Origin of the sequence: Planococcus halocryophilus (assembly GCF_022489025.1) — a bacterium.
Lineage (GTDB): Bacteria > Bacillota > Bacilli > Bacillales_A > Planococcaceae > Planococcus > Planococcus halocryophilus_A.
This window is the reverse complement of sequence record NZ_JAKVTG010000010.1, coordinates 41,324-61,442: the sequence shown is the minus strand read 5'-3', so window position 1 is coordinate 61,442 and position 20,119 is coordinate 41,324. Positions and strand designations below refer to the sequence as shown.

Annotated in this window: 19 protein-coding genes; 3 read left to right on the top strand and 16 right to left on the bottom strand. The window is 38.5% G+C overall.

Features of this window, described 5'->3' with window-relative positions; translation table 11 throughout:
- Window positions 1-54 precede the first annotated feature (54 nt).
- From MLE13_RS12175 to MLE13_RS12160, 4 genes are all read right to left on the bottom strand, one after another.
- Complete coding sequence (locus MLE13_RS12175) at window positions 55-531, bottom strand: YkvA family protein (RefSeq protein WP_240749957.1); 477 nt, start codon at window positions 529-531, stop codon at window positions 55-57.
- Window positions 532-577: 46 nt separating this feature from the next.
- Entirely contained in the window at window positions 578-784 is a 207-nt protein-coding gene (locus tag MLE13_RS12170) for a cold-shock protein (RefSeq protein WP_240749956.1), read from the bottom strand.
- Between the two features lie 157 nt (window positions 785-941).
- Entirely contained in the window at window positions 942-1,142 is a 201-nt protein-coding gene (locus tag MLE13_RS12165) for a cold-shock protein (protein WP_008428384.1), read from the bottom strand.
- 186 nt (window positions 1,143-1,328) lie between these two features.
- Window positions 1,329-1,625, bottom strand: coding sequence for a DUF1033 family protein (locus MLE13_RS12160; RefSeq protein WP_240749955.1), 297 nt, complete (start codon window positions 1,623-1,625; stop codon window positions 1,329-1,331).
- A gap of 204 nt (window positions 1,626-1,829) precedes the next feature.
- Between MLE13_RS12160 and MLE13_RS12155 the strand changes: the two genes are divergently transcribed.
- Complete coding sequence (locus tag MLE13_RS12155; RefSeq protein WP_240749954.1) at window positions 1,830-2,537, top strand: 5-bromo-4-chloroindolyl phosphate hydrolysis family protein; 708 nt, start codon at window positions 1,830-1,832, stop codon at window positions 2,535-2,537.
- Window positions 2,509-3,690: a toxic anion resistance protein gene (locus MLE13_RS12150; protein ID WP_240749953.1), complete on the top strand. Its 1,182-nt coding sequence runs from the start codon at window positions 2,509-2,511 to the stop codon at window positions 3,688-3,690. The genes MLE13_RS12155 and MLE13_RS12150 overlap by 29 nt, the downstream gene beginning before the upstream one ends.
- Before the next feature lie 220 nt (window positions 3,691-3,910).
- Here MLE13_RS12150 and MLE13_RS12145 read toward each other — a convergent pair whose 3' ends face one another.
- From MLE13_RS12145 to MLE13_RS12105, 9 genes are all read right to left on the bottom strand, one after another.
- The gene (locus MLE13_RS12145; RefSeq protein WP_240749952.1) at window positions 3,911-5,764 is read right to left on the bottom strand and encodes a vWA domain-containing protein; all 1,854 of its coding nucleotides are present in this window, start codon (window positions 5,762-5,764) and stop codon (window positions 3,911-3,913) included.
- A 9-nt stretch (window positions 5,765-5,773) separates the two neighbouring features.
- Window positions 5,774-6,631 carry an AAA family ATPase gene (locus MLE13_RS12140; RefSeq protein WP_240749951.1) on the bottom strand — a complete coding sequence of 286 codons (858 nt, stop codon included), beginning with the start codon at window positions 6,629-6,631 and terminating at the stop codon, window positions 5,774-5,776.
- A 68-nt stretch (window positions 6,632-6,699) separates the two neighbouring features.
- Window positions 6,700-6,897, bottom strand: coding sequence for a DUF6501 family protein (locus tag MLE13_RS12135; RefSeq protein WP_008497508.1), 198 nt, complete (start codon window positions 6,895-6,897; stop codon window positions 6,700-6,702).
- A gap of 96 nt (window positions 6,898-6,993) precedes the next feature.
- Window positions 6,994-7,590, bottom strand: a complete 597-nt coding sequence (locus tag MLE13_RS12130; protein WP_240749950.1) for a DedA family protein — start codon at window positions 7,588-7,590, stop codon at window positions 6,994-6,996.
- An 87-nt stretch (window positions 7,591-7,677) separates the two neighbouring features.
- Window positions 7,678-8,940 (bottom strand): 2-oxoglutarate dehydrogenase complex dihydrolipoyllysine-residue succinyltransferase, encoded by a 1,263-nt coding sequence (gene odhB, locus MLE13_RS12125; protein ID WP_240749949.1) that lies wholly within the window; start codon window positions 8,938-8,940, stop codon window positions 7,678-7,680.
- 24 nt (window positions 8,941-8,964) lie between these two features.
- Window positions 8,965-11,775, bottom strand: a complete 2,811-nt coding sequence (locus MLE13_RS12120) for a 2-oxoglutarate dehydrogenase E1 component (RefSeq protein WP_240749948.1) — start codon at window positions 11,773-11,775, stop codon at window positions 8,965-8,967.
- A 248-nt stretch (window positions 11,776-12,023) separates the two neighbouring features.
- Window positions 12,024-13,670 (bottom strand): sensor domain-containing diguanylate cyclase, encoded by a 1,647-nt coding sequence (locus tag MLE13_RS12115; RefSeq protein WP_240749947.1) that lies wholly within the window; start codon window positions 13,668-13,670, stop codon window positions 12,024-12,026.
- An 18-nt stretch (window positions 13,671-13,688) separates the two neighbouring features.
- Window positions 13,689-14,642, bottom strand: coding sequence for a diaminopimelate epimerase (dapF, locus tag MLE13_RS12110; protein WP_240749946.1), 954 nt, complete (start codon window positions 14,640-14,642; stop codon window positions 13,689-13,691).
- A 29-nt stretch (window positions 14,643-14,671) separates the two neighbouring features.
- Window positions 14,672-15,748 (bottom strand): undecaprenyldiphospho-muramoylpentapeptide beta-N-acetylglucosaminyltransferase, encoded by a 1,077-nt coding sequence (locus MLE13_RS12105; RefSeq protein WP_240749945.1) that lies wholly within the window; start codon window positions 15,746-15,748, stop codon window positions 14,672-14,674.
- A gap of 214 nt (window positions 15,749-15,962) precedes the next feature.
- Between MLE13_RS12105 and MLE13_RS12100 the strand changes: the two genes are divergently transcribed.
- Window positions 15,963-17,321, top strand: coding sequence for an MATE family efflux transporter (locus MLE13_RS12100; protein ID WP_240749944.1), 1,359 nt, complete (start codon window positions 15,963-15,965; stop codon window positions 17,319-17,321).
- A 55-nt stretch (window positions 17,322-17,376) separates the two neighbouring features.
- Here the strand turns inward: MLE13_RS12100 and MLE13_RS12095 are convergent, their stop codons facing one another.
- The 3 genes from MLE13_RS12095 to MLE13_RS12085 are packed head-to-tail and all read right to left on the bottom strand — an operon-like array spanning window position 17,377 to window position 20,075.
- Window positions 17,377-17,616, bottom strand: coding sequence for a hypothetical protein (locus tag MLE13_RS12095; protein ID WP_240749943.1), 240 nt, complete (start codon window positions 17,614-17,616; stop codon window positions 17,377-17,379).
- Window positions 17,613-18,494: a CobW family GTP-binding protein gene (locus MLE13_RS12090; RefSeq protein WP_240749942.1), complete on the bottom strand. Its 882-nt coding sequence runs from the start codon at window positions 18,492-18,494 to the stop codon at window positions 17,613-17,615. Before MLE13_RS12090 ends, MLE13_RS12095 begins: the two co-directional genes overlap by 4 nt.
- Window positions 18,495-18,551: 57 nt before the next feature.
- Window positions 18,552-20,075 carry a S41 family peptidase gene (locus tag MLE13_RS12085; protein WP_240749941.1) on the bottom strand — a complete coding sequence of 508 codons (1,524 nt, stop codon included), beginning with the start codon at window positions 20,073-20,075 and terminating at the stop codon, window positions 18,552-18,554.
- Window positions 20,076-20,119: the final 44 nt, after the last annotated feature.

The following is a 20,119-nucleotide window of genomic DNA, read 5'->3' as shown; positions in this document are numbered from 1 at the left end:
GTTGAGAAGGGCTGCTTTTTTCTTTTTAAAAAAATCGATAATTTTATAGTTTCTTTATTTTGTGAAACGTTTTACTAAACGACCTGCTGGTAACTTAGAAACGTATTTGTTTCCTGAGTTGGATACTTTCTTAACAAGTGACAATAAATTCTCATCGCCTGTCCAATGTTCTGTTATCACTTCTGTTGGAAATTTATTAAGTATCGTGTTAATCACAAATACGGCTACAACAACATCATCGAGAAATCCACCAGGGCCAACTAAGATCTCTGGTAAAAAATCGATAGGTGCAATGAAATACATAATCCCTGCTCCGACAGCTGCTTTGCTTTTAGCGTCAATTCGGCTATCTAGCATCAATCTTGTCAACAAGTGAAACAAATCAGGAGCGAACAATACATAACCACTAACGGTTCCAACCAAGCCCGGTTTACTATTTACCCAATCTTGTACTTTTATTCGCAGTTTTTGGTAAAAATCATGTTGTTTTTCTTCACTAGGCATTGGTTTTTTTAAGTATTCATTCGTCATTTTTTTATCTCCTTTGCTCTTTCTACATAAATTTTGAACGCAACTATTAAAAGACCAAGGTTACGTTCGTCGCAACACGTTCTTTATCAGCTACGCCTTCATATGTTGTAAATTTTACAGGCTGTCCCGGAATTAGTTTTCTAAAACCATCAACATTGATATTAATCTCTTCAAAGAAAAAGTCTTCTCCATTGTCACCAGTAATCATTCCTATACCTTTGTTTTCATCAAACGATTTTACTTTGCCTTCCATTCCTAAAACCTCCCACATTCTCATTATCCAGTCTTCTCATTATACCCAGTTGATAATGAATAAAAACCTTCTTTAAAAACGAGAAAACGGTGTAGTAGTTAAAAGTACTTCGTTGTACAAAAAAGAACCGCTTCTAAAGAAGCGGTTCTTGAGGTTATTAGACTTTAGTTACGTTTGTAGCTTGAGGTCCGCGATTGCCTTCTTCTACTTCAAATTCAACGCGTTGACCTTCGTCAAGTGTTTTAAAGCCTTCGCCTTGGATTGCTGAGAAGTGTACGAATACATCGTCTCCGCCTTCAACTTCGATAAAACCAAAGCCTTTTTCTGAGTTAAACCATTTCACTGTTCCTTCTTGCATGTAAATTACCTCCTGTGGTAAGAAAAGTTTTTCAATATGGAATCTTTTGCAATAAAAAAATTCACATATTCCCTAAAGTACCATCACGTGCTGATCACTTTTGGGAATATGTGAATAGCTGTTACTGGTCAAGATTTCATATTGTTTCATTTATTATATCAAATTGACTACAAAAGTCAAACAAATCTAAAAACTTATATTTGGTTGTCCATCCACTAGCCAGATTAGCCCATGAAATATTTGCAAATCTTCTTCGCAATTTTCACAGTATTCCTTTTCTTCTTCGTTCCAATAACATGTAAAAGCAAAATCCTTTTGTTTTTGATTGGAAAAACGGCGACTAAAGTCATTTTTAACACTTTCTAAATAAGACTGAGCGTTTTCGGTTGAACTAAATTCATGTCGGGAGATAATTTTGTCTTCCCAACCGTCAAACATCCACCACGGTTCGTAATCCGTTCTCATATAGATAATTTCGTGCATAGCTGCCGGCCTCTTTTCTTCCTAATTAGCATTGTGTCAAATCCTCTTGTACTTGTAAAGTGTTACGCCTCATATTTTAAGCGGATTCCAAAGTTTGTATTGACTTGTTGTTTCACGTAAAATATAGAAGAGCAAACGCATTGAAATGAAACTTTTCAGTGCTCAGGACGTATAGATAAAGTAGTAGTGAAGGAGGTCCTTTGCATGAAGCCCCTAAAGCCGATAGAAAATTTTATCAAAAGGCAAACCGTCAGCTTACCCATTATGGCGGTAATGTTTCCTGTACTTTATTTAGGCGCTGAAATTGGTTTAATTGCTTCTGGAGCTGTAGCTGCTGGTACATACATTGCTAGCAACAGTACTCTGAAACAAGTTCAACTTTCTTCAGACTCTAAAAATTTTGGCATGACCCGCAGTGAATACAAAAATGTACGCATGCAAATTAAAGAAGGCAAAGAAAAAATCAAACAACTTCAAGGAAATTATTATAAAGTCCGCTCCATTTCTTCTTTTAAACAATTAATGGACATGACAAAAATTGCGAATAAAATTGTTATAGTAGTCCAACAAAACCCGAGAAAATTCTACTTAGCTGAACCGTTCTTTTATTCTCATTTGGATTCAGCAATTGAATTAACCGAAAAGTACACGTTATTAGTTGGACAACCCGTTAAAGATTCAGAAATGCGTATTACGCTGCAAGATACACGGGAAATGCTGTTATCCCTTAACAAAGTAATGGAGCAAGACTTGAAGCGTGTATTATCCAGTGATATTGAACGATTGCGTATGGAATTAGATTACGCACAATTGGCAGTAAATCAACACAATGACCAGAAATTACTTGTTCAACCAGAACCTGAACACGAGGGAGACGTGGAAGATGACAGAGAAACCATCAAATCGAAGTGAATTAGATGATTTATTGGAGTCTCCATTTGGCATGCAGATGGAAAAACAACAGCAGTCACTAGCTGAACAAAAAGAAGAACGACCTGTTTCGTTAATGGATCGCCTAACTAAAGAAGAACAAGCAAAAGCACGGGAGCTTGCCAAACAAATTCCCGTAGGCAATAACGAAGCTATTCTTACTTACGGCGCAAACGCTCAAAACCAATTGAGCCAGTTTTCACATAAAATGCTCGATCATGTTCAACGAAAAGACATTGGTCCTGTTGGTGATGTACTTCATGACTTGATGAAAAAGCTAGAAGAACTGAATCCTGAAGAGTTGACACAAGGGAAACGTGCCGGGATTCGCAAGCTGTTTTCAAAAGCTAAGTACTCGGTTCAAGAAATGATGACAAAATACCAAAAACTGAGTAGCCAAGTAGATCGTATTAGCATTCAACTTGATCACTCTAAACGCGGATTGCTAGACGATATTCAAATGCTCGAGCAACTTTACGACCAAAACAAAACGTACTTCCAAGCATTAAATGTTTACATCGCGGCTGCTGAACTAAAGCGCGATGAAATTATGAGTGAAACGATTCCTGCTCTTCGCAAAAAAGCAGAAACTTCTCAAGACCAAATGGTTTATCAAGAAGTGAATGACATGGTGCAATATGTTGATCGATTAGAAAAGCGATTGTACGATTTGCAATTATCACGTCAAATTACGATTCAAAGCGCACCGCAAATTCGGATGATCCAACAAACCAATCAAACCTTAGCAGAAAAAATTCAATCGTCTATTATGACATCCATTCCATTATGGAAAAATCAAATAGCGATTGCGTTAACGTTGAATAAGCAACTAAAAGCTGTTGAAGCACAAAAACAAGTTACCGCAACGACTAATGACTTGCTTCTGAAAAACTCAGAAATGCTGAAAATGAATTCAATTGAAACAGCACGTGAAAATGAACGCGGTATTGTTGAAATTGAAACATTGAAGAAAACGCAAGAAAACTTATTAGAAACGATTGAAGAAACTTTACAAATCCAAGCAGAAGGCCGCAGAAACCGCAAAGCGGCTGAACTTGAAATCGGTCGTATGGAAGAAGATTTAAAACAGCGTTTGCTCGCAATTCATGATGGGCATGAAAAGAATAATAACTAATATAACCCCCCCCCCGAAAGCTCTTCGCTTCCGGGGGGTTATTTTCTGATTTAGTTGATTGGACAGTATTTCAGTCGATTCGGACAGTATTGGACTCAATTCCGACAGTATTCCGGCTAAATCGGACAGTATTTGCGCCAATTCAGATAGTATATCCAATTAACTGGGAAAAATACGCGAATAAACTAAAAAAGGCACTCTCTACTGAGAGCACCTCTCTTTACCCCGTCTGAATAATTAAATGCAAACTTCTTTTCAATAACCGCATGGTTTGCTCCACAAATTGTTCTAAAGAATCGGCACTGACGGATTTATTGCCATACATCATGCGATAAAAAGCTGCTTGGTCTTCTGAAATCGAGTCACTGCTTAAAAATAAATGCAGAACTTCAATTCCCATCTTTTTCGCTTCTGAAACGGCGTTTGCAGTGTCTACTACACCGTTTTCCGCATAATTATATGCAGATGGCTCACCATCAGAAAAAACCAGTAAAAAGCGGTGTTTTTCAGCTCGTCGCTTTAGTCGGTTGTTCATCCACCGAATTGCAAAGCCATCTCGATTATCTTCATGTGCATCGAGTGACGCAATTGTCTCGGCATGGTCTTTGTTGCGATCTTCAAATTTATGCATCCACTCAAAATAATTCGGTTGTTCGGCGTCACTTGCTTCGTACGCATCTTCGTAAAACAACACAATTTCATGAGGCACATTCAAGCCGCGCAAGACATCGTGAAATAAAAGAACCGCTTGTTTTGTTTCCTCTAGTTTATCAAGCATTGACGCTGACCCATCGATCAATAAACAAAAAACAGCATCGAGTTCTTTAGATGGTGCTGTTTTCCGGTAAAACGGCTTTGGTCGTTCTTCAATCGCAAGCGGCACCAATTTTTTCGACAGTCTCCCTGCATTCAAATTAGTACGAATGCCTTCCTGCCTTTGGGTCATTCGCTTTTTTAATTCTTTTAACAATGCACGGACATGCGGCGCTTGTTTTCTACGCCAGTTTTCGATATCCAAACGGTGATCGCCTACTGCTTTTAATCTCGATTCGTGATACACCACTTGATCATTTGCTGAACCAAATTTTCCTTCTGCTTTTTTCGGTTCGCTTTTCATTTGGCGATCGTCTTTATCGCTATCTTCTAAATGATCCCCGCTTGAATCGCCTTTTGCCGTTTGTTCCACTTCACTTGCGCCCGCTTCTTCCCTGCCACCATCTGCAATTTGCGAATCTCCGCTTTCTAACTCAAATTCCATCGCAGGTGCCTCGCTTATTTCAGTTTCGCGGTGCCACGCTCCGAACCATTCTTCAATCGTTTCAATTTCTTCAGGTTCTTCGGCTTCATCTGCTTCAATACCTTCATGATAATGAAACGGAGGAATCTTCTCAAGTGATTCCCCGAACGTATAATACGTATGAAGAGCATCTGATTCGATTTCAAACTCTGCACGGTCCATTATCCGATTTACAATTCTAACAGAATCCATTGTAGATTTTGCGTCAAACAGCTCTGTCCAAATTAATGACAATGCATTAGTTAGCTCTCCTACATCTATTTCGACTCCGCGTAAACGCAAGTAAGCTGCATTGATGAAAAGATCGCTTTTAAAACCTTTTTTCAGATTTTGCTTTGACTGATCTTCATGATATTCCGCATATACCATTTCTCGGGTTTGAAAAGCGGAAACTGTTCCAGGTCGTGCCGATTTAATTTGTTCTGAGAGCCTAAATTCCTCAGCACATAATAATAATTGTTCACGAAGACTTGGCAACGTTGTTTTTCTTTTTTTAAAATCACGCCATGCAGTTAAGTTAAATTCACGCCAAAAGCCTGCCGCCATTAAATAAATATCGGACAAATAGCCATTACGCTCTATTCGTTTTGTCCGGTGTCGCCAAAATACGCTCATCGATATCGCAGATTCAGATGGACGCAACTCGATTAATTTACGTGTTGTCACTTTTAAATACGGCGCGTCTGCTAAAGCGGCAGCAAGCAACTCCATTTGATGAAGCAACTTTGTATCAATGGTTTCATTATTAAATTGAATAAAGCGGTTAACTGATGCCATCATTTCCACCTACTTTTTCCAAGTATTCGCCAAATCCATGAACAGCTCTCGTTCACTTTCATCATCAAGTTTTTCAGCAATCGCATATTGAACGGCACGCAGCGGATCCATGTATTTAGACAAAGCCGTCGCATCAAGCAAACTCCGAATCGAAGCAGCTTCTTCAGATAATAAGCCATTCTCCACTTGCTTCATCAAATCTTCTGCCAAATTTAACATAAACGTTTTTAATACCTTCTCTGCATCTGGAAATTCACGATCCCATAATTCGGCAAGTTGTTGTCCTGTTAAATAAGGAATTGGATAAGCAATAAATCGGTTTTTTAATGCTTCATTCATCGGCGCTGTACCAATATAACCTTCATTTATCGCTGAAATCACGCCGAAATCTGGATGAGCTTCTATTACCTCCCCCGTAAACGGATTGGTCATCATCCGGCGATGGTCCAATGCGCTATGTAGAATGGGTAATGTTTCTGCTTTAGCCATATTGATTTCATCGATATACAAGAAATGACCTTTTTTCATCGCAGTTACAACTGGACCTTCTACAAATTCGATGACGCTTTGTCCGTCACGTTGCACTAATGTTTTAAAGCCTAGTAATGCTTCTGCATCTAAGTCAACTGAACAATTTATGCTTTGCATTGGCTGCTTAAATAGAGCTGAAATGCTTTCTGCCAGTTTGGTTTTACCCGCACCTGTTGGTCCTTTTAATAATACGGGTTTACGTAATACAATCGCAGATAAAATATCTTGCCATAAATGATCATCAGGGGCGATATAACCCGCTTTTCCAATAAGTTTATCGTATTTTTCATGCGACTGTTTTTGTCGTTTTTTTATGTCTTCATTTATAAATGACATGTAAAATCCCTCTTTCCCATAGAAAAAGCCGATGTTTCCATCGGCTTTTTAACTTTATTAATGTCGTTCTATTCGAAATAAGTTTTGTAGAAGCCGCCGATTTTTCCTGTATTATCTACTACAAAGATAAATTCCTCGGTTTCATTTTTCACTTCGTATTCTTTACCTGCTGTTAGAACATTTGAAACTAAAAACTTAGCTGCATCTGTATGTTTGCAAGTCACTGTTCTGATTGTTTCTTTATCCAACCATTCATTGTGAATCATCGTCATCACCCTTTTCTATCTGTCTATACATCAGTATAAGGAAAAATCCAGTTAAATTCAAACAGTCTCTTTTCTGAAAGGAGTCAGACGCGTAAACTAATCATCACTTTTTGGAAATTTACTTGTGTAAATATATCGCAGTACTAAAATACATACGATCAGAATTGATAATAAAACTAAGAATCCTTGTATATGTTCGAGAATGGTTTCATAAGCATATGGAAACGTTCTGCCTACATTAAAATAAATAAACATCCAAACAAACCCCGCTGTATAAGCAAATAGCATATAACGCATAATTGGAAATCGATTGGCTCCCAAAACGTATGGCATTGCCCACCGAATTCCAGGCAGGAAAAAACTAAAAGCAATCGCCCATTCCCCGTGTTTCTCCAAAAAGTTACTAAATCGGCTTATTACTTGTTTCAACGTAGTTTTGTTCAAGCGATTTAACAAGCGTGGCCCTAAACTTCGACCAATAAAATATGCGAACGTATTGCTCGTGATCAAACCAGCATAAGCGGATAAAAAAGCGTAAAACGGATTAAAGTGACTAATTTCTGTTAAAACGCCCGAAAATGCCGCTGCCACTTCATTTGGAATAGGCAAACCAAATAACAGCAACCAATTAAACACAAACATACTAAAATACCCGTATTTTTGCACCAATTCTAGAAGAAACGAAATATCCATGGATTTCTACCGCCTTAGGTGTTCTTTCCTATATCATGACAAAAAAAGGATAGTCCTGCAACGCAGGACTATCCATTTCCATAATTATTAAGATTCAAGCAATAAATCTTCTGGGTTTTCAATCATATCTTTGACCATTTTCAAGAAACCAACAGAATCGCTTCCGTCAATTACACGGTGATCATAAGAAAGAGCAACGTACATCATTGGGCGAATTTGAACTTCGTCACCAATTGCTACAGGGCGTTTTTGGATTGTGTGCATTCCAAGAATACCAACCTGTGTACCATTTAAAATTGGTGTAGACATTAATGAACCAAATACGCCACCATTCGTAATTGTAAACGAACCGCCTGTCATATCTGCCATTGAAAGTTTTTTGTCGCGTGCTTTCTTTGCAAGTTCACCAATTGTCGCTTCGATTTCTGCGAAATTCTTTTTGTCCGTATCGCGAACGATTGGAACAACAAGTCCTTCTTCAGTTGAAACAGCAATTCCTACATCATAAAACTGTTTTAGCAATACATCTGTACCATCTAATTCAGCGTTAACGTATGGGTATTTTTTCAATGCAGCTGTAACTGCTTTAGTGAAGAATGACATAAAACCAAGTTTCACATCGTTATTTTTAAGGAATTGATCTTTTTTACGGCTACGCAATGCCATAACATTTGTCATATCAATTTCGTTAAATGTAGTTAACATTGCAGTTGATTGTTTTACTTCAAGGAGACGTTTAGCAATTGTTTGACGACGTCTTGTCATTTTTTCACGAACCACGCGACCATTTTCTTCATCAGAAGAAGGTGCAGCAGCTTTTGGTGCTTCAGCTTTAGCAGCAGGTGTACTTGCTACAGGTTTTGAACCGTGAGCTTCTACGTCTTGAACGCGTACACGTCCCATAGGATCTACTGGTGTAATCGCTGCAAGGTCGATTCCTTTTTCACGAGCTAATTTGCGCGCTGCAGGACTAGCAATTGTACGGTCAGATGAAGATTGCTCTTCAGCAGCTTTATCTTCAGCTACAGGTACTTGAGCAGCAGGAGCTTCTGTTTTAGCAGGCTCTTCTGCTTTTTGTGGAGCTTCTTCTGTTTTAGGAGCAGCAGTTTCGCCAGAACCTTCGCCTACAATAGCGATTACTTGTCCAACTTCAACTGTATCGCCTTCTTGTGCTAAATGTTCTTGAACAACTCCAGCTTCTTCAGAAATAACTTCAACGTTAACTTTATCTGTTTCTAGCTCAACGATGAATTCTCCCTTTTCTACTGTTTCGCCTGGCTGTTTAAGCCACTGAGCGATTGTTCCTTCTGTAATCGATTCTGCTAATTCTGGTACTTTAATCTCTGCCACAAAAAATTCCTCCTTAAGTTATCCTTACAATTTAGCTAATGCTTCGTCAATTATACGTGCTTGTTCTACTTTATGTGCTTCTCCATCGCCTTCTGCAGGGCTTTGACGTTGGATACGTCCGAAGTATTTCACTTCTTTACCGTCTCCTAATTCACGCAAGTACGGATGTGCAAATGTCCATGACCCCATGTTCATCGGCTCTTCTTGTACCCAAGCCAATTCTTTAGCATTAGGATAACGATCAACAATTGCTTTAATCTTCTCAGCTGGGAATGGATACAATTGCTCTACGCGAACAATATGTGCCCACTCGTAGCCTGTACCATCTTTTACTCGTTCTGCTAAGTCAATTGCCATTTTACCACTTGCAAACAAAAGACGTTTTACTTTTTTCACATTTTCGCCCATGTTCGGCTGTTCAATAATTGTTTGGAAATGTCCTTCTGATAGATCATCTACTGATGCGCCAACTAAAGGATGACGCAACAATGATTTAGGTGACACAATAATTAATGGGCGAATCGACTCTTCTCCAAGCATTTTTGCCTGACGGCGCAAAATATGGAAATAGTTTGCTGCACTAGACAGGTTTGCAACTGTCCAGTTGTTTTCAGCAGCCATTTGTAGATGTCTTTCCAAACGAGCACTCGAATGCTCTGGACCTTGACCTTCATAGCCGTGAGGCAGAAGCATAACTAAACCTGATTTTTGTCCCCACTTTGCACGTCCAGCAGAGATAAATTGATCAAATATCATTTGAGCCATGTTAGCGAAATCGCCATACTGCGCTTCCCAAATAACTAATGCTTTATCATTTTCTACATTATAACCATATTCAAAGCCTAGTACTGATGCTTCACTAAGTGGGCTATTGTATACCACAAATGATGCTTTAGCATCTGAAATGTGATGTAACGGAACAAGTTCGTTACCGTTCTTTTCATCATGTAACACAAGATGACGATGTGCAAATGTACCGCGTTGTGCATCTTGACCAGTTAAACGGATTGGGTTGCCATCTTGTAAAATCGTACCGAAAGCAAGTGTTTCAGCATGTGCCCAATCAATTTTCCCTTTGCCTTTGAAAGGTTCTTCACGCCGTTTTAAAATTTTGGCTAATTTGCCGAAAGCAGAAAAATCACTTGGCCAAGACAATAGCTCTTCGTTCATTTTAGTTAAGATATCTTTAGAAATTCCTGTTGGAACTTCAGGATACCCATTTAAAACAGCTTCAGGGATTTCAAGTTTCGGGAAATCTTCTGATTTGTTTTCTTTAACGCGGTCATAAGCTTCTTGCATTTCTTTTTGAACATCTGCATCGAGCTTTTGAACATCGTCTTCAGATAAGACATTTTCAGCTGCTAATTGTTTTCCGTAAAGTTTACGAACAGTATCATGCTGATGAATACCCTGATACATGGTCGGGTTTGTAACTAAAGGTTCATCCATTTCATTGTGTCCGTAACGGCGATATCCGATCAAATCGATCAATATATCCTTGCCAAATTTTTCGCGGTATTCGAAAGCTAGACGAGCAACTGCAACTACTGCTTCAGGCTCATCAGCGTTGACATGGATAACTGGCACTTCGAATCCTTTTGCCGGATCAGAAGAATAATGAGTAGATCTAGAATCAAATTGTTCTGTTGTAAAGCCAATCAAGTTGTTCGCGATAATATGGATAGATCCACCAGTTTGATAGGCTTTGACACGACTAAAGTTTAAGGTTTCTGTAACAATCCCTTGTCCTGGGAATGCTGCATCACCATGTATTAAAATGGCATACGATTTTTTTGGATCAATTTTTGCGATACCCGTTTGCTCAGTAAGTTCCTGTGCAGCTCGAGTTTGTCCAGCTACGATTGGACTAACAATTTCCAAATGTGAAGGGTTATAAGCTAACTTAACGCTTGTACCAGTTGCAGATTTATAAGCTGCACCCATATGGTATTTCACATCGCCAAACCACCCTTTAGTGATTTGTAGTGAACCGTCTTTAGGAAGAAATGCTTCGTCGCCAATGTGGGCAAATCCAGCAAACATCATTTCATAAGGTTTGTTCAAAATATGTGTAAGCACATTTAAACGACCGCGATGCGCCATCCCGATCATAATGTCTTTCGTTCCTGCTGACTCGGACATACGAACAAGTTCGTCCATTAACACAACTAATGAATCAACACCTTCGATCGAAAAGCGTTTTTGCCCAACAAATGTACGATGTACAAACTTCTCAAAACCTTCTACACGCGTCAACAAATCTAAAACTTGTTTTTTCTTATCAGCATCAAGTGATGGTTTTGCTATGCCTGCTTCGATTTTTTCTTGTAACCAGCTACGTTCTTGCGGCTGAATCACATGAGAAAATTCAAAAGCAATTTTGTCTGTATAAAGAGATTTCAAGTAATTAATAGCTTCTAAGCCGTTACTTACATTGTTCGGTACATTGTTCAAAATAAATGATGCGGGCACTTCTTTCAAATCTTGTTCACTTAGACCATAAGTTGAAGGTTCCATGCGTGAAGTATCTTTTGTCTGATCATTTAGTGGATAAATATCTGATGCTAAATGACCATGCGCACGAATCGCTTCGGCTAAATGAACAGCAGCCAACACTTTTTCAAAATTATTTGGTTCTACAATTGTTGCACCTGAAGTTTGTTGTTCTTTAGGAACTTCAGTAGGTGGTCCGTATTGCTTAAAAAGTTCAACGTATTCTGGGTCAAGTAATTCAGGTGATTCTTGATACAGATCATACATTTCCATTACGTATCCCAAGTTCGGGCCAGCAATGGAGCTCCACGGGGATTTTGCATCTGGATAATTGCTAGACATTAAAAAAACCTCCAACTATTTGTTTGACGGCAGTCACTTTATTTGTATATGTCTTGCCTATTTTATCACGCTTCCGATTAGACATAAAGCAGAAGGCGCTTAGGCAATAAAAGTTTAAAATTCCCTATCAATCTTACTACTTCCATGGAGAAAATCAAAGCATTTTCGTGAAAAGATTCACATAACAACTAATAAAGTACATTTAAATAGTTTATCGCTCTATTTTAATTGTTTTCAGGTGTTTTTTTTCACTGCACTGAATACATATAGGCAGTTCCTTTACCTTTGCTCTTAGCTAAATAAAGTGCCGCATCCGCTTTTTTAACTAATTCATCAAAATCATTTCCGTGTTCAGGATAGATGGCAATCCCTACTGACGAAGTCGGAGTGAAACGGTGGCCATTGATTGTCCACCCTTCATCAAGCGACTCATTTATACGCGTAATAACACTTTCAATATGTTGTTCACTATTTTCTGGTACAACTCCACGTAAAGCCACTAAAAATTCATCGCCGCCTACTCGTGCGACTAAATCGTTTTTGCGTAAGCTCCGTTTAATTGCATCGCCAAAATGAAAAATAAACTCGTCCCCAACATCATGGCCAAATTGATCGTTGACCAATTTAAAATCATCTCCATCTAAATAAAGTAAAACAATAAATTCGTTTCTTTCATCTGCTTGCTCTTTAATTTGTTGAAATTGTTGAATCATGAAACGTCGATTAGGTAAATTTGTTAAACTATCGTGATAAGCCATAAAATGAAGCTTTTCCTCTAATTGCTTGCGTTCTGTTACATCGAAGAGGATAGATAAAAATTGATAAATTTCTCCGTTCACATCTAACAATGGGATGATCGTAACGTCTACCCAGAAAAATTCACCGTTGCGTTTAATGCTTTTAATTTGACCGCGCCAAATTTTACCTTGTAAAGTCACTTCGCGAATCTCATTGTATAATTTTGGAGAAACAACTGCTTCTCCTATTTCGTTAATATTCAATCCCATCATTTCTGACGGTTTATAGCCGGTTAATTCATTTAAATTGTCATTTACAAACTCTATCGTACCAGAGACATTCCAAATCGCGACAAGAGCTGCGTAATTAAGCGCTTCTTTGTAGCTTTCCAGAATATTTTCGGTCTTTTTCAGTTCATTCTTTAATAGCAATTCACTGGTTAGTTCACGAAAGACTATGTGAAACGCTCGAATCATTCCGTTTTCTTTCACAGGCGAATAACTGACCGAAAACTTTGCTTCAGTACCGTCTTGTTTCATACGCTTCATAATCATCGAGGTGCTTTTAGATTGTGCTGAGAATTTTTGCAATAAGTTTTTCCCAGCTCCAAATAATTCCTTTTGTTTATCAGGCAACTCATGGTAATAGCGACCAATCCATTGGCCTTTGAACACTCCAAATGTGTTTTCATAAGCTGGATTTAAATCGAGAATCATAAATTCTGCCGAGATCATAATCATTGGATCCACTGAATTTTGAACTAAAGATTCAAAAAACAAATAATCTTCTTCTATTTTCTTCTGAGCTGTTACGTTTTTTGTAACGGCAAGAATAAACCGCTGATCACCATACTCCATAGGTGTCAGCTCTGTTTCCATCGCAGTTTCTAAATCGCTGAACAAACTATAGTCACGATACGTGTGTTTTTTACCTACTTTTAATGCAATCAAGTACTGTTTTTTTATCTCCGTCGATAGGGACGGTGGCATACTTCCATCTAAATCAGTGCCGACTAATTCTTTATTAAAAAGAGTAAAACACACAGGGTTAACATACATATAGTCAAATGTGTCTCCATTTTGCCTCATGAAATAAACCGGATCTTTAGCGTTTTTATAAAGTAGATCAAGTTGCTCCACTGAAAAAGGCATTAACATCTAATTCACCGCTTTCTTTTACACATATTGACTTGAGAAAAGAGTAACTTCCTCAATAAATTTTTCATAACTTTCTTGTTCTTGTAATTCAGTAGTCGATAACATTTGGCTACTTTCCAAGTCGCTAGTCCATTCGAATTTCGAAATAGAAAGATAGGTTGCGTTCCCAGTAAGTTGAAGTTGGATATTGACACCATCTTTAGAAACTGAACATTTCACGAGTCCACCCGGATTAAAAACGGATACTTCCCCAAAAGGCACCAATCCCGACATACAGCTAATGAGCGCTGAAGCGGTCATAGCAGTACCACAGGCATTTGTGAAGCCGACACCTCGTTCGTATGTCCGAACAAATATCCCTTGCTCTACCGGCGTTACATAACTGACATTAACTCCATCAGGAAAATATTCGTTATCACCATTAAACTGCTGTGACCATTTTTGCTGGTGACTTGTGTCTTTCTGAAACTCTTTAGGAACAATACCAATCAAATGCGGATTTGGAACGGAAACCGCTGAAAACGGAATTTCTTCTGATACAAATGGCAATGGCTTTTGAATCCATTCTGTATGGTTCGAGTAATTCATTGGCAAACTGCTGAGTGAAAACGAGATAGGAGAAATTTCTACAGCGTATGTTTCAATTCCTTCATTTAAGGTTTCTTCTTTTTTGACGCGCAAGGATGCTTTCATCGTTTCGATTACTGCTTCTAGAACGTTGTCACGTTCGCAAACATAACGAGCAACACAGCGAAGACCATTACCGCACATAGAAGCTTCTGAACCATCATTATTGAAAACACGCATTTTCGCATGTGCGACCGTTGAAGGCAAAATCACCAATATACCATCAACATCTGTATCTAAAGCTGAGAGTTGGATTGCTAATTGTGCATAATCGTCGCGATCTTCTCCTTCAAACATATAAAACGTATTCATAGAGCCATGGACTTTTATCAATGTCATTTCCATTCCGGTCACCTCTTTTAAGTTAATAAAATTTACTTTGTATATGTTGATACCAACTTAGCCATTTCAGCAGCTGTAATTGGTGCTTCAGCTTGTGTCATTGTTTCGATTAACTGGTCTTTGTCTGATTGCAATAGTAATAGTTCTTTCATAAAGCGTTCTGCAGACAGTTCTTCTTCTTCCACAACACGTGCGAACCCTTGCTTCTCAAATAAGTTAGCATTGAGTATTTGATCTCCTCGACTTTTTTGCATCGATAACGGCACAAGCAACATTGGTTTTTTCAGTGCTAAAAATTCAAATATGGAATTTGATCCTGCTCGCGACACAACAAAATCTGTCATATGCAACAAATGCGGCAACTCGTGTGTAACGTACTCAAACTGACGATAATTTTTATAAGCATCCAATTCTGGCACGCGATTTCCTTTGCCACATAAGTGAATTATATTAAATTGTTCAAGCAATTGCCCTAAATTATTATGAATCGCTGAATTGATTATTGCAGATCCTTGACTGCCACCCATAACCATTAAAACAGGCAATTCATTCGCAAATGAGCATATTTCTCGTCCTTTTTCTGCCGTACCTTCCATAAGCTCATTACGAATAACCGATCCTGTACACGTGGACTTATCACTAGGTACGTGAGCTAATGTCTCTTTAAAAACCGTGAAAATATGATCAGCAAAAGGTAATGCGATTTTGTTTGCTAGTCCAGGCGTGACATCCGATTCATGAATAATGACCGGAATTGATCTCATTCGACCTGCCATCACAACGGGTACAGACACAAATCCACCTTTTGAAAAAATGGCTGCAGGCTTGGTTTTGCCAATGATCTTCAACGCTTGCATCAAACCTGCACCGACACGAAACGGATCCGAGAAATTTTTTGTTGAGAAATAGCGTCTTAGTTTCCCACTAGATATGGCGTGATACGGTACCGAAGGAAACGACTCTCGAATAAGTTCATTTTCAATGCCCTCTTTAGAACCGATATATTCAACATGAAAACCTAAGTTTTTTAACTCCGGTATTAATGCCTGATTAAGCGAGACATGTCCTGCTGTTCCGCCCCCGGTCAATAAAATTGTTTTGTTGTTCATTACTCGTCCTACTCTCATCTATATAATTTGGCAATGCTAGTTTTTTCTTAAGAAAAAGACCAACTATGCTATACTGAAATTTATGTGTTAAATTTATTTGAATTCATTTTACTACATAAAGAGAAACATTTAGCTCTACTTATCATTTTAGTAAATTCTTGATAAACTAGCGATTAAAAATTCAACATACGTAGATTTTGGGAGGAAAGAACATATGAACCAAACGCACACTAAAAAAGAAAAAATATTATTATTAGTGAAAATTGTTTTTCCAATTCTAGTTACACAAGTAGCTATGTATATGGTGACATTTTTTGATATTTATATGACTTCCCGTTACGGAACAGAAGATTTAGCTGGCGTATCGATTGGTTCCTCTTTTTGGGTTCCCGTCTACATAGGTCTAGCTGGTATTCTCATGTCCATTACCCCAATTGTAGCACAATTGATGGGGGCTAAGAAAAAAGAACAAGTAAAACAAGCTGTCCAACAAGGAATTTATTTGTCCCTTTTGCTTGCCACAATTGTTTTTGCTTTTTTCTACTTTGGAATCGATTCTTTGCTAACACTCATGAATCTTGAACCAGGTGTTGCCGATGTTGCCAGTCGTTATATTCAAGCAATGAGCATAGGATTAATCCCATTATTTATATACACTACATTGCGTTCTTATATTGATGCACTTGGTGCCACTCGTGTCACTATGGTCATCTCTCTTTTATCGACGCCGATTAATATTCTTTTCAACTATTTATTAATTTTCGGGAAATTTGGATTCCCCGAACTTGGCGGCGTCGGTGCTGGCCTTGCTTCAGCAATCACCTATTGGTTAATTTTAGCGATTGCTGTATGGATCATTCATACAAGAAATCCTTTCTCTATCTATGGCATCTTCCGCAAATGGCCAAGGCTGTCATTAAGCCGATGGATTGAAATTAGTCGGATTGGTGTACCTATCGGCATTTCGATTTTTGTGGAAACAAGTATATTCTCAGCAGTGACATTTATGTTAGCTGCCTATGGAACTTATACTATTGCAGCTCACCAAATCGCATTAAACTTTACTTCACTCTTGTATATGCTGCCACTTAGTATATCGATGGGTGCTACCATACTTGTTGGATACGAAGTGGGCGCTAAACGCTTCCGTGATGCGAGACAATATAGTTGGTTGAGTGTCGTGACTGCAGTTTCGTTTAGTTTTGTATCTGCTTGTATTCTCTACTTTATGCGTGTTGAAATTGCTGCTTTGTATACATCCGACCCCGTAGTAGTGGAACTTGCGGTTCAATTTTTACTATTTGCAGCTTTGTTCCAACTATCGGATGCCATTCAAGCGCCTGTACAAGGAGCACTTCGAGGCTATAAAGATGTCAACATCACGTTTGTTATGGCAGTCATTTCTTATTGGATCATCGGATTACCTTGTGGTTACTTGCTGGCCAACTACACTGATTTTGGCGCATTTGGATATTGGATTGGCTTAATTATCGGTTTAACGGCGGGTGCTATCACCCTGTCTATTCGCTTATTAAGTATCCAGAAAAAAATTGCTAGAAAAACAACTACATGATTATAAAAAAAGCAGGAAGCGAAAATCAATGATTTTCGCTTCCTGCTTTTAATTTTTATTGCGACGCTAATTTTTTATACAAGGAAGCCAAACTTATTTTTTCTGACTCAGTCAAATCCGATTCTGATATGCGCATTAATGCAATCTCTAGTTTTTGTTGTTTCGATTTTCGAACACGCGGATGCGTCAACTCATCATTCAACTCGATAAGCACATATTTCTCGAGCTCTTCTTGTGTACGAATTTGTTCCGCCGCTGATCTCTGCGGCCAAAGCTTTTGGTATGATTCTATCATGGAAGCTCGACTCCTTCTAACCCTTCTCCAATGACAACGATTTGGTTTTGCATTTTCATGTATTCCGGAAGCCATTGTGCCATTCCATAGGCAAATTGAAAGGCATGTGGGTATTTATCACCTTCGAGTGGTACATATCCTTTAATCCGGTAAACCGAATCTGGTAATGTGCGTAGCCAATCTTCAAACTTTTCCCGTTGAATAGGCGCATCAAACTGCAATACTTTAGCGTTTAAATTCAGCTTTGAAACAGGCGCTTTTACGACATCTTTTGTGGAAGAAGCCGATATTTTATCCAATGCTGAAAATGGAACTTTAGCATGAACTGTTTGGATAATTTGGGCCGTCGGATTCAACGATTGAATTTCATAAACCACTGTTCCTTGCTCACTGTCTGATAATAAATCCATTTTGTTGGCTAGTATCAAGTCCGCATGGCGAATTTGTTCTAAAAACAATGAACGAATTTGTGGAGACAGATTATTGCGGTCCATCCATCTTTTACTATCTGCTACTGTTACGATCCCTTTAAAGTTTAGTTTTTCAGCAAATAACGGAGAGAAAATTGCATCTAAAGCTTCTACAGGATGTGCAGCACCTGTTGTTTCGATAAGCAGAACATCAAAATCTTCTTCTGCCAAAAGCGTTTGGATTTGTGCTTCTGATTTTTCAGACCCCGTACAACAAATACAACCGTCTAGAATTTCTTTCAGTGGCACCCCGTCTTCAACTGAATCAGAATCCATATTCATTTTGCCAAGCTCATTCATGAAAACTGCTGGTTTCAACCCTTTATCTTTCATCTGACTTATCATATTTTTTAAAAGCGTCGTTTTACCGCTCCCTAAAAATCCACTGAACAAATATACATCTTTCATCAACTCACCCTTTCAATCATAGATTAAGAAAAGGCCCGCATAAGCGGACCTTTAGGATCACTCTTCAGTTTCTTCTACTTCTTCTGGTTCAGAAGCTGTAATACCAGCTTCTTCCATTGAAAGTTTTTTAGCTTCTTGCAATTGCGGATCATCATTTTTGATTTTCTCACGCAATGCATCCATGACGGCAAAAGTACTGTCTTCAGTCAAGATACCTGTTGCTTCCAGTTCTTTTTCTTCCTGGAAAGCTTTAACTGCCTCTGTCATTTGCTCTTCAAATACGCCATCTACTTCACCAACGTCATAACCAAGTGCTTCGAGCATTTGCTCTGCAGTTTTGACTTGTTCAGAAATCGTGCCATCTTTTAATTCGATAGAAGTATCTAAAACCGGTAGAGAAGCATAAGCAGGATAACCAACTTCTACGTCAGGTTCGATCCCTTTTTCGTGAATCCAATTACCATCGGGCGTTAACCATTTAGCTGTTGTAAACTTCAAGTTAGAACCATCTTGAAGATCATTAGCTGTTTGCACAGTTCCCTTACCAAAAGTCTTTTCTCCGACCAATTGAATATCAGCAGATTCACTCATCGCGCCAGCTAAAATCTCAGAAGCTGAGGCACTTCCTCCATCAATTAATAATGTAACGGGTACTTTAATTTTGGTTCCAGCGGAAGATGTGTAAACTTCTGGTTCTGTACCTTTTGCTTGAACCTCAAACAATGGTTTTCCTTCTTCAATAAATAAGTCAGAAATATCAAGTGCTACATCTAACAAGCCGCCTGGGTTTCCACGCACGTCCATAACGAGCGCTTCCATTCCTTCGTCTTCCATTTCTTTAATGGCGTCTAGCAATTCTTGATACGTATTTTCAGAGAAACTAGTCACTTGAATATGCGCTATATTGTCCCCAATCATTTCCGCATAAACGGTTTCAATTGGAATTTCATCACGAATAATCTTAATGTCTATAGGGTCTGCATTCTCACCACGTTTGACCGTTAACGTGACTTCAGTTCCTTTTTCACCACGGATTAGCATAACAGCTTCCGTTGTTGTGAAACCTTGTATGCTATCTCCATCAACCGCGATAATTTGGTCGTTCGGCAAGATGCCTGCTTTTTCAGCTGGAGAATTTTTAATAGGTGAAACTACTGTTATAAAGCCACCACGTTCTTGAACTTCTGCACCAATTCCTTGGAAGCTAGATGAAATACCTTCTAAAAATTGCGAAGCTTCTTCTTCATTCAAGTAGTCTGAATATGGATCATCTAATGAGTCAACCATACCGTTAATGGCTCCGTTAACTAAAACATTTCTATCAACGTCTTGGAAATATTGATCTTGTATTTTGTCATATGCTGTATATAGTTTTTCGAATTCACGTCGCTCTGGAGAATTTACTTCCACAGCTTTTTCGTCACCAAATGTTAAAGCGAAAACAGTTAATCCTGCCGTTGCTATTATTAAAAGAAACACTAGCATAATAAACGAGAATGTTTTCATCTTAATAGTGTGTGACGGTGATTCTTCTACCGGAGGAGTAGGTTCTTGCTGTTCTTCCGGACGTTTGTCATCCATCTATTTCACCACTTTCATAATCGCGCTTAAAACTTAAGAACATG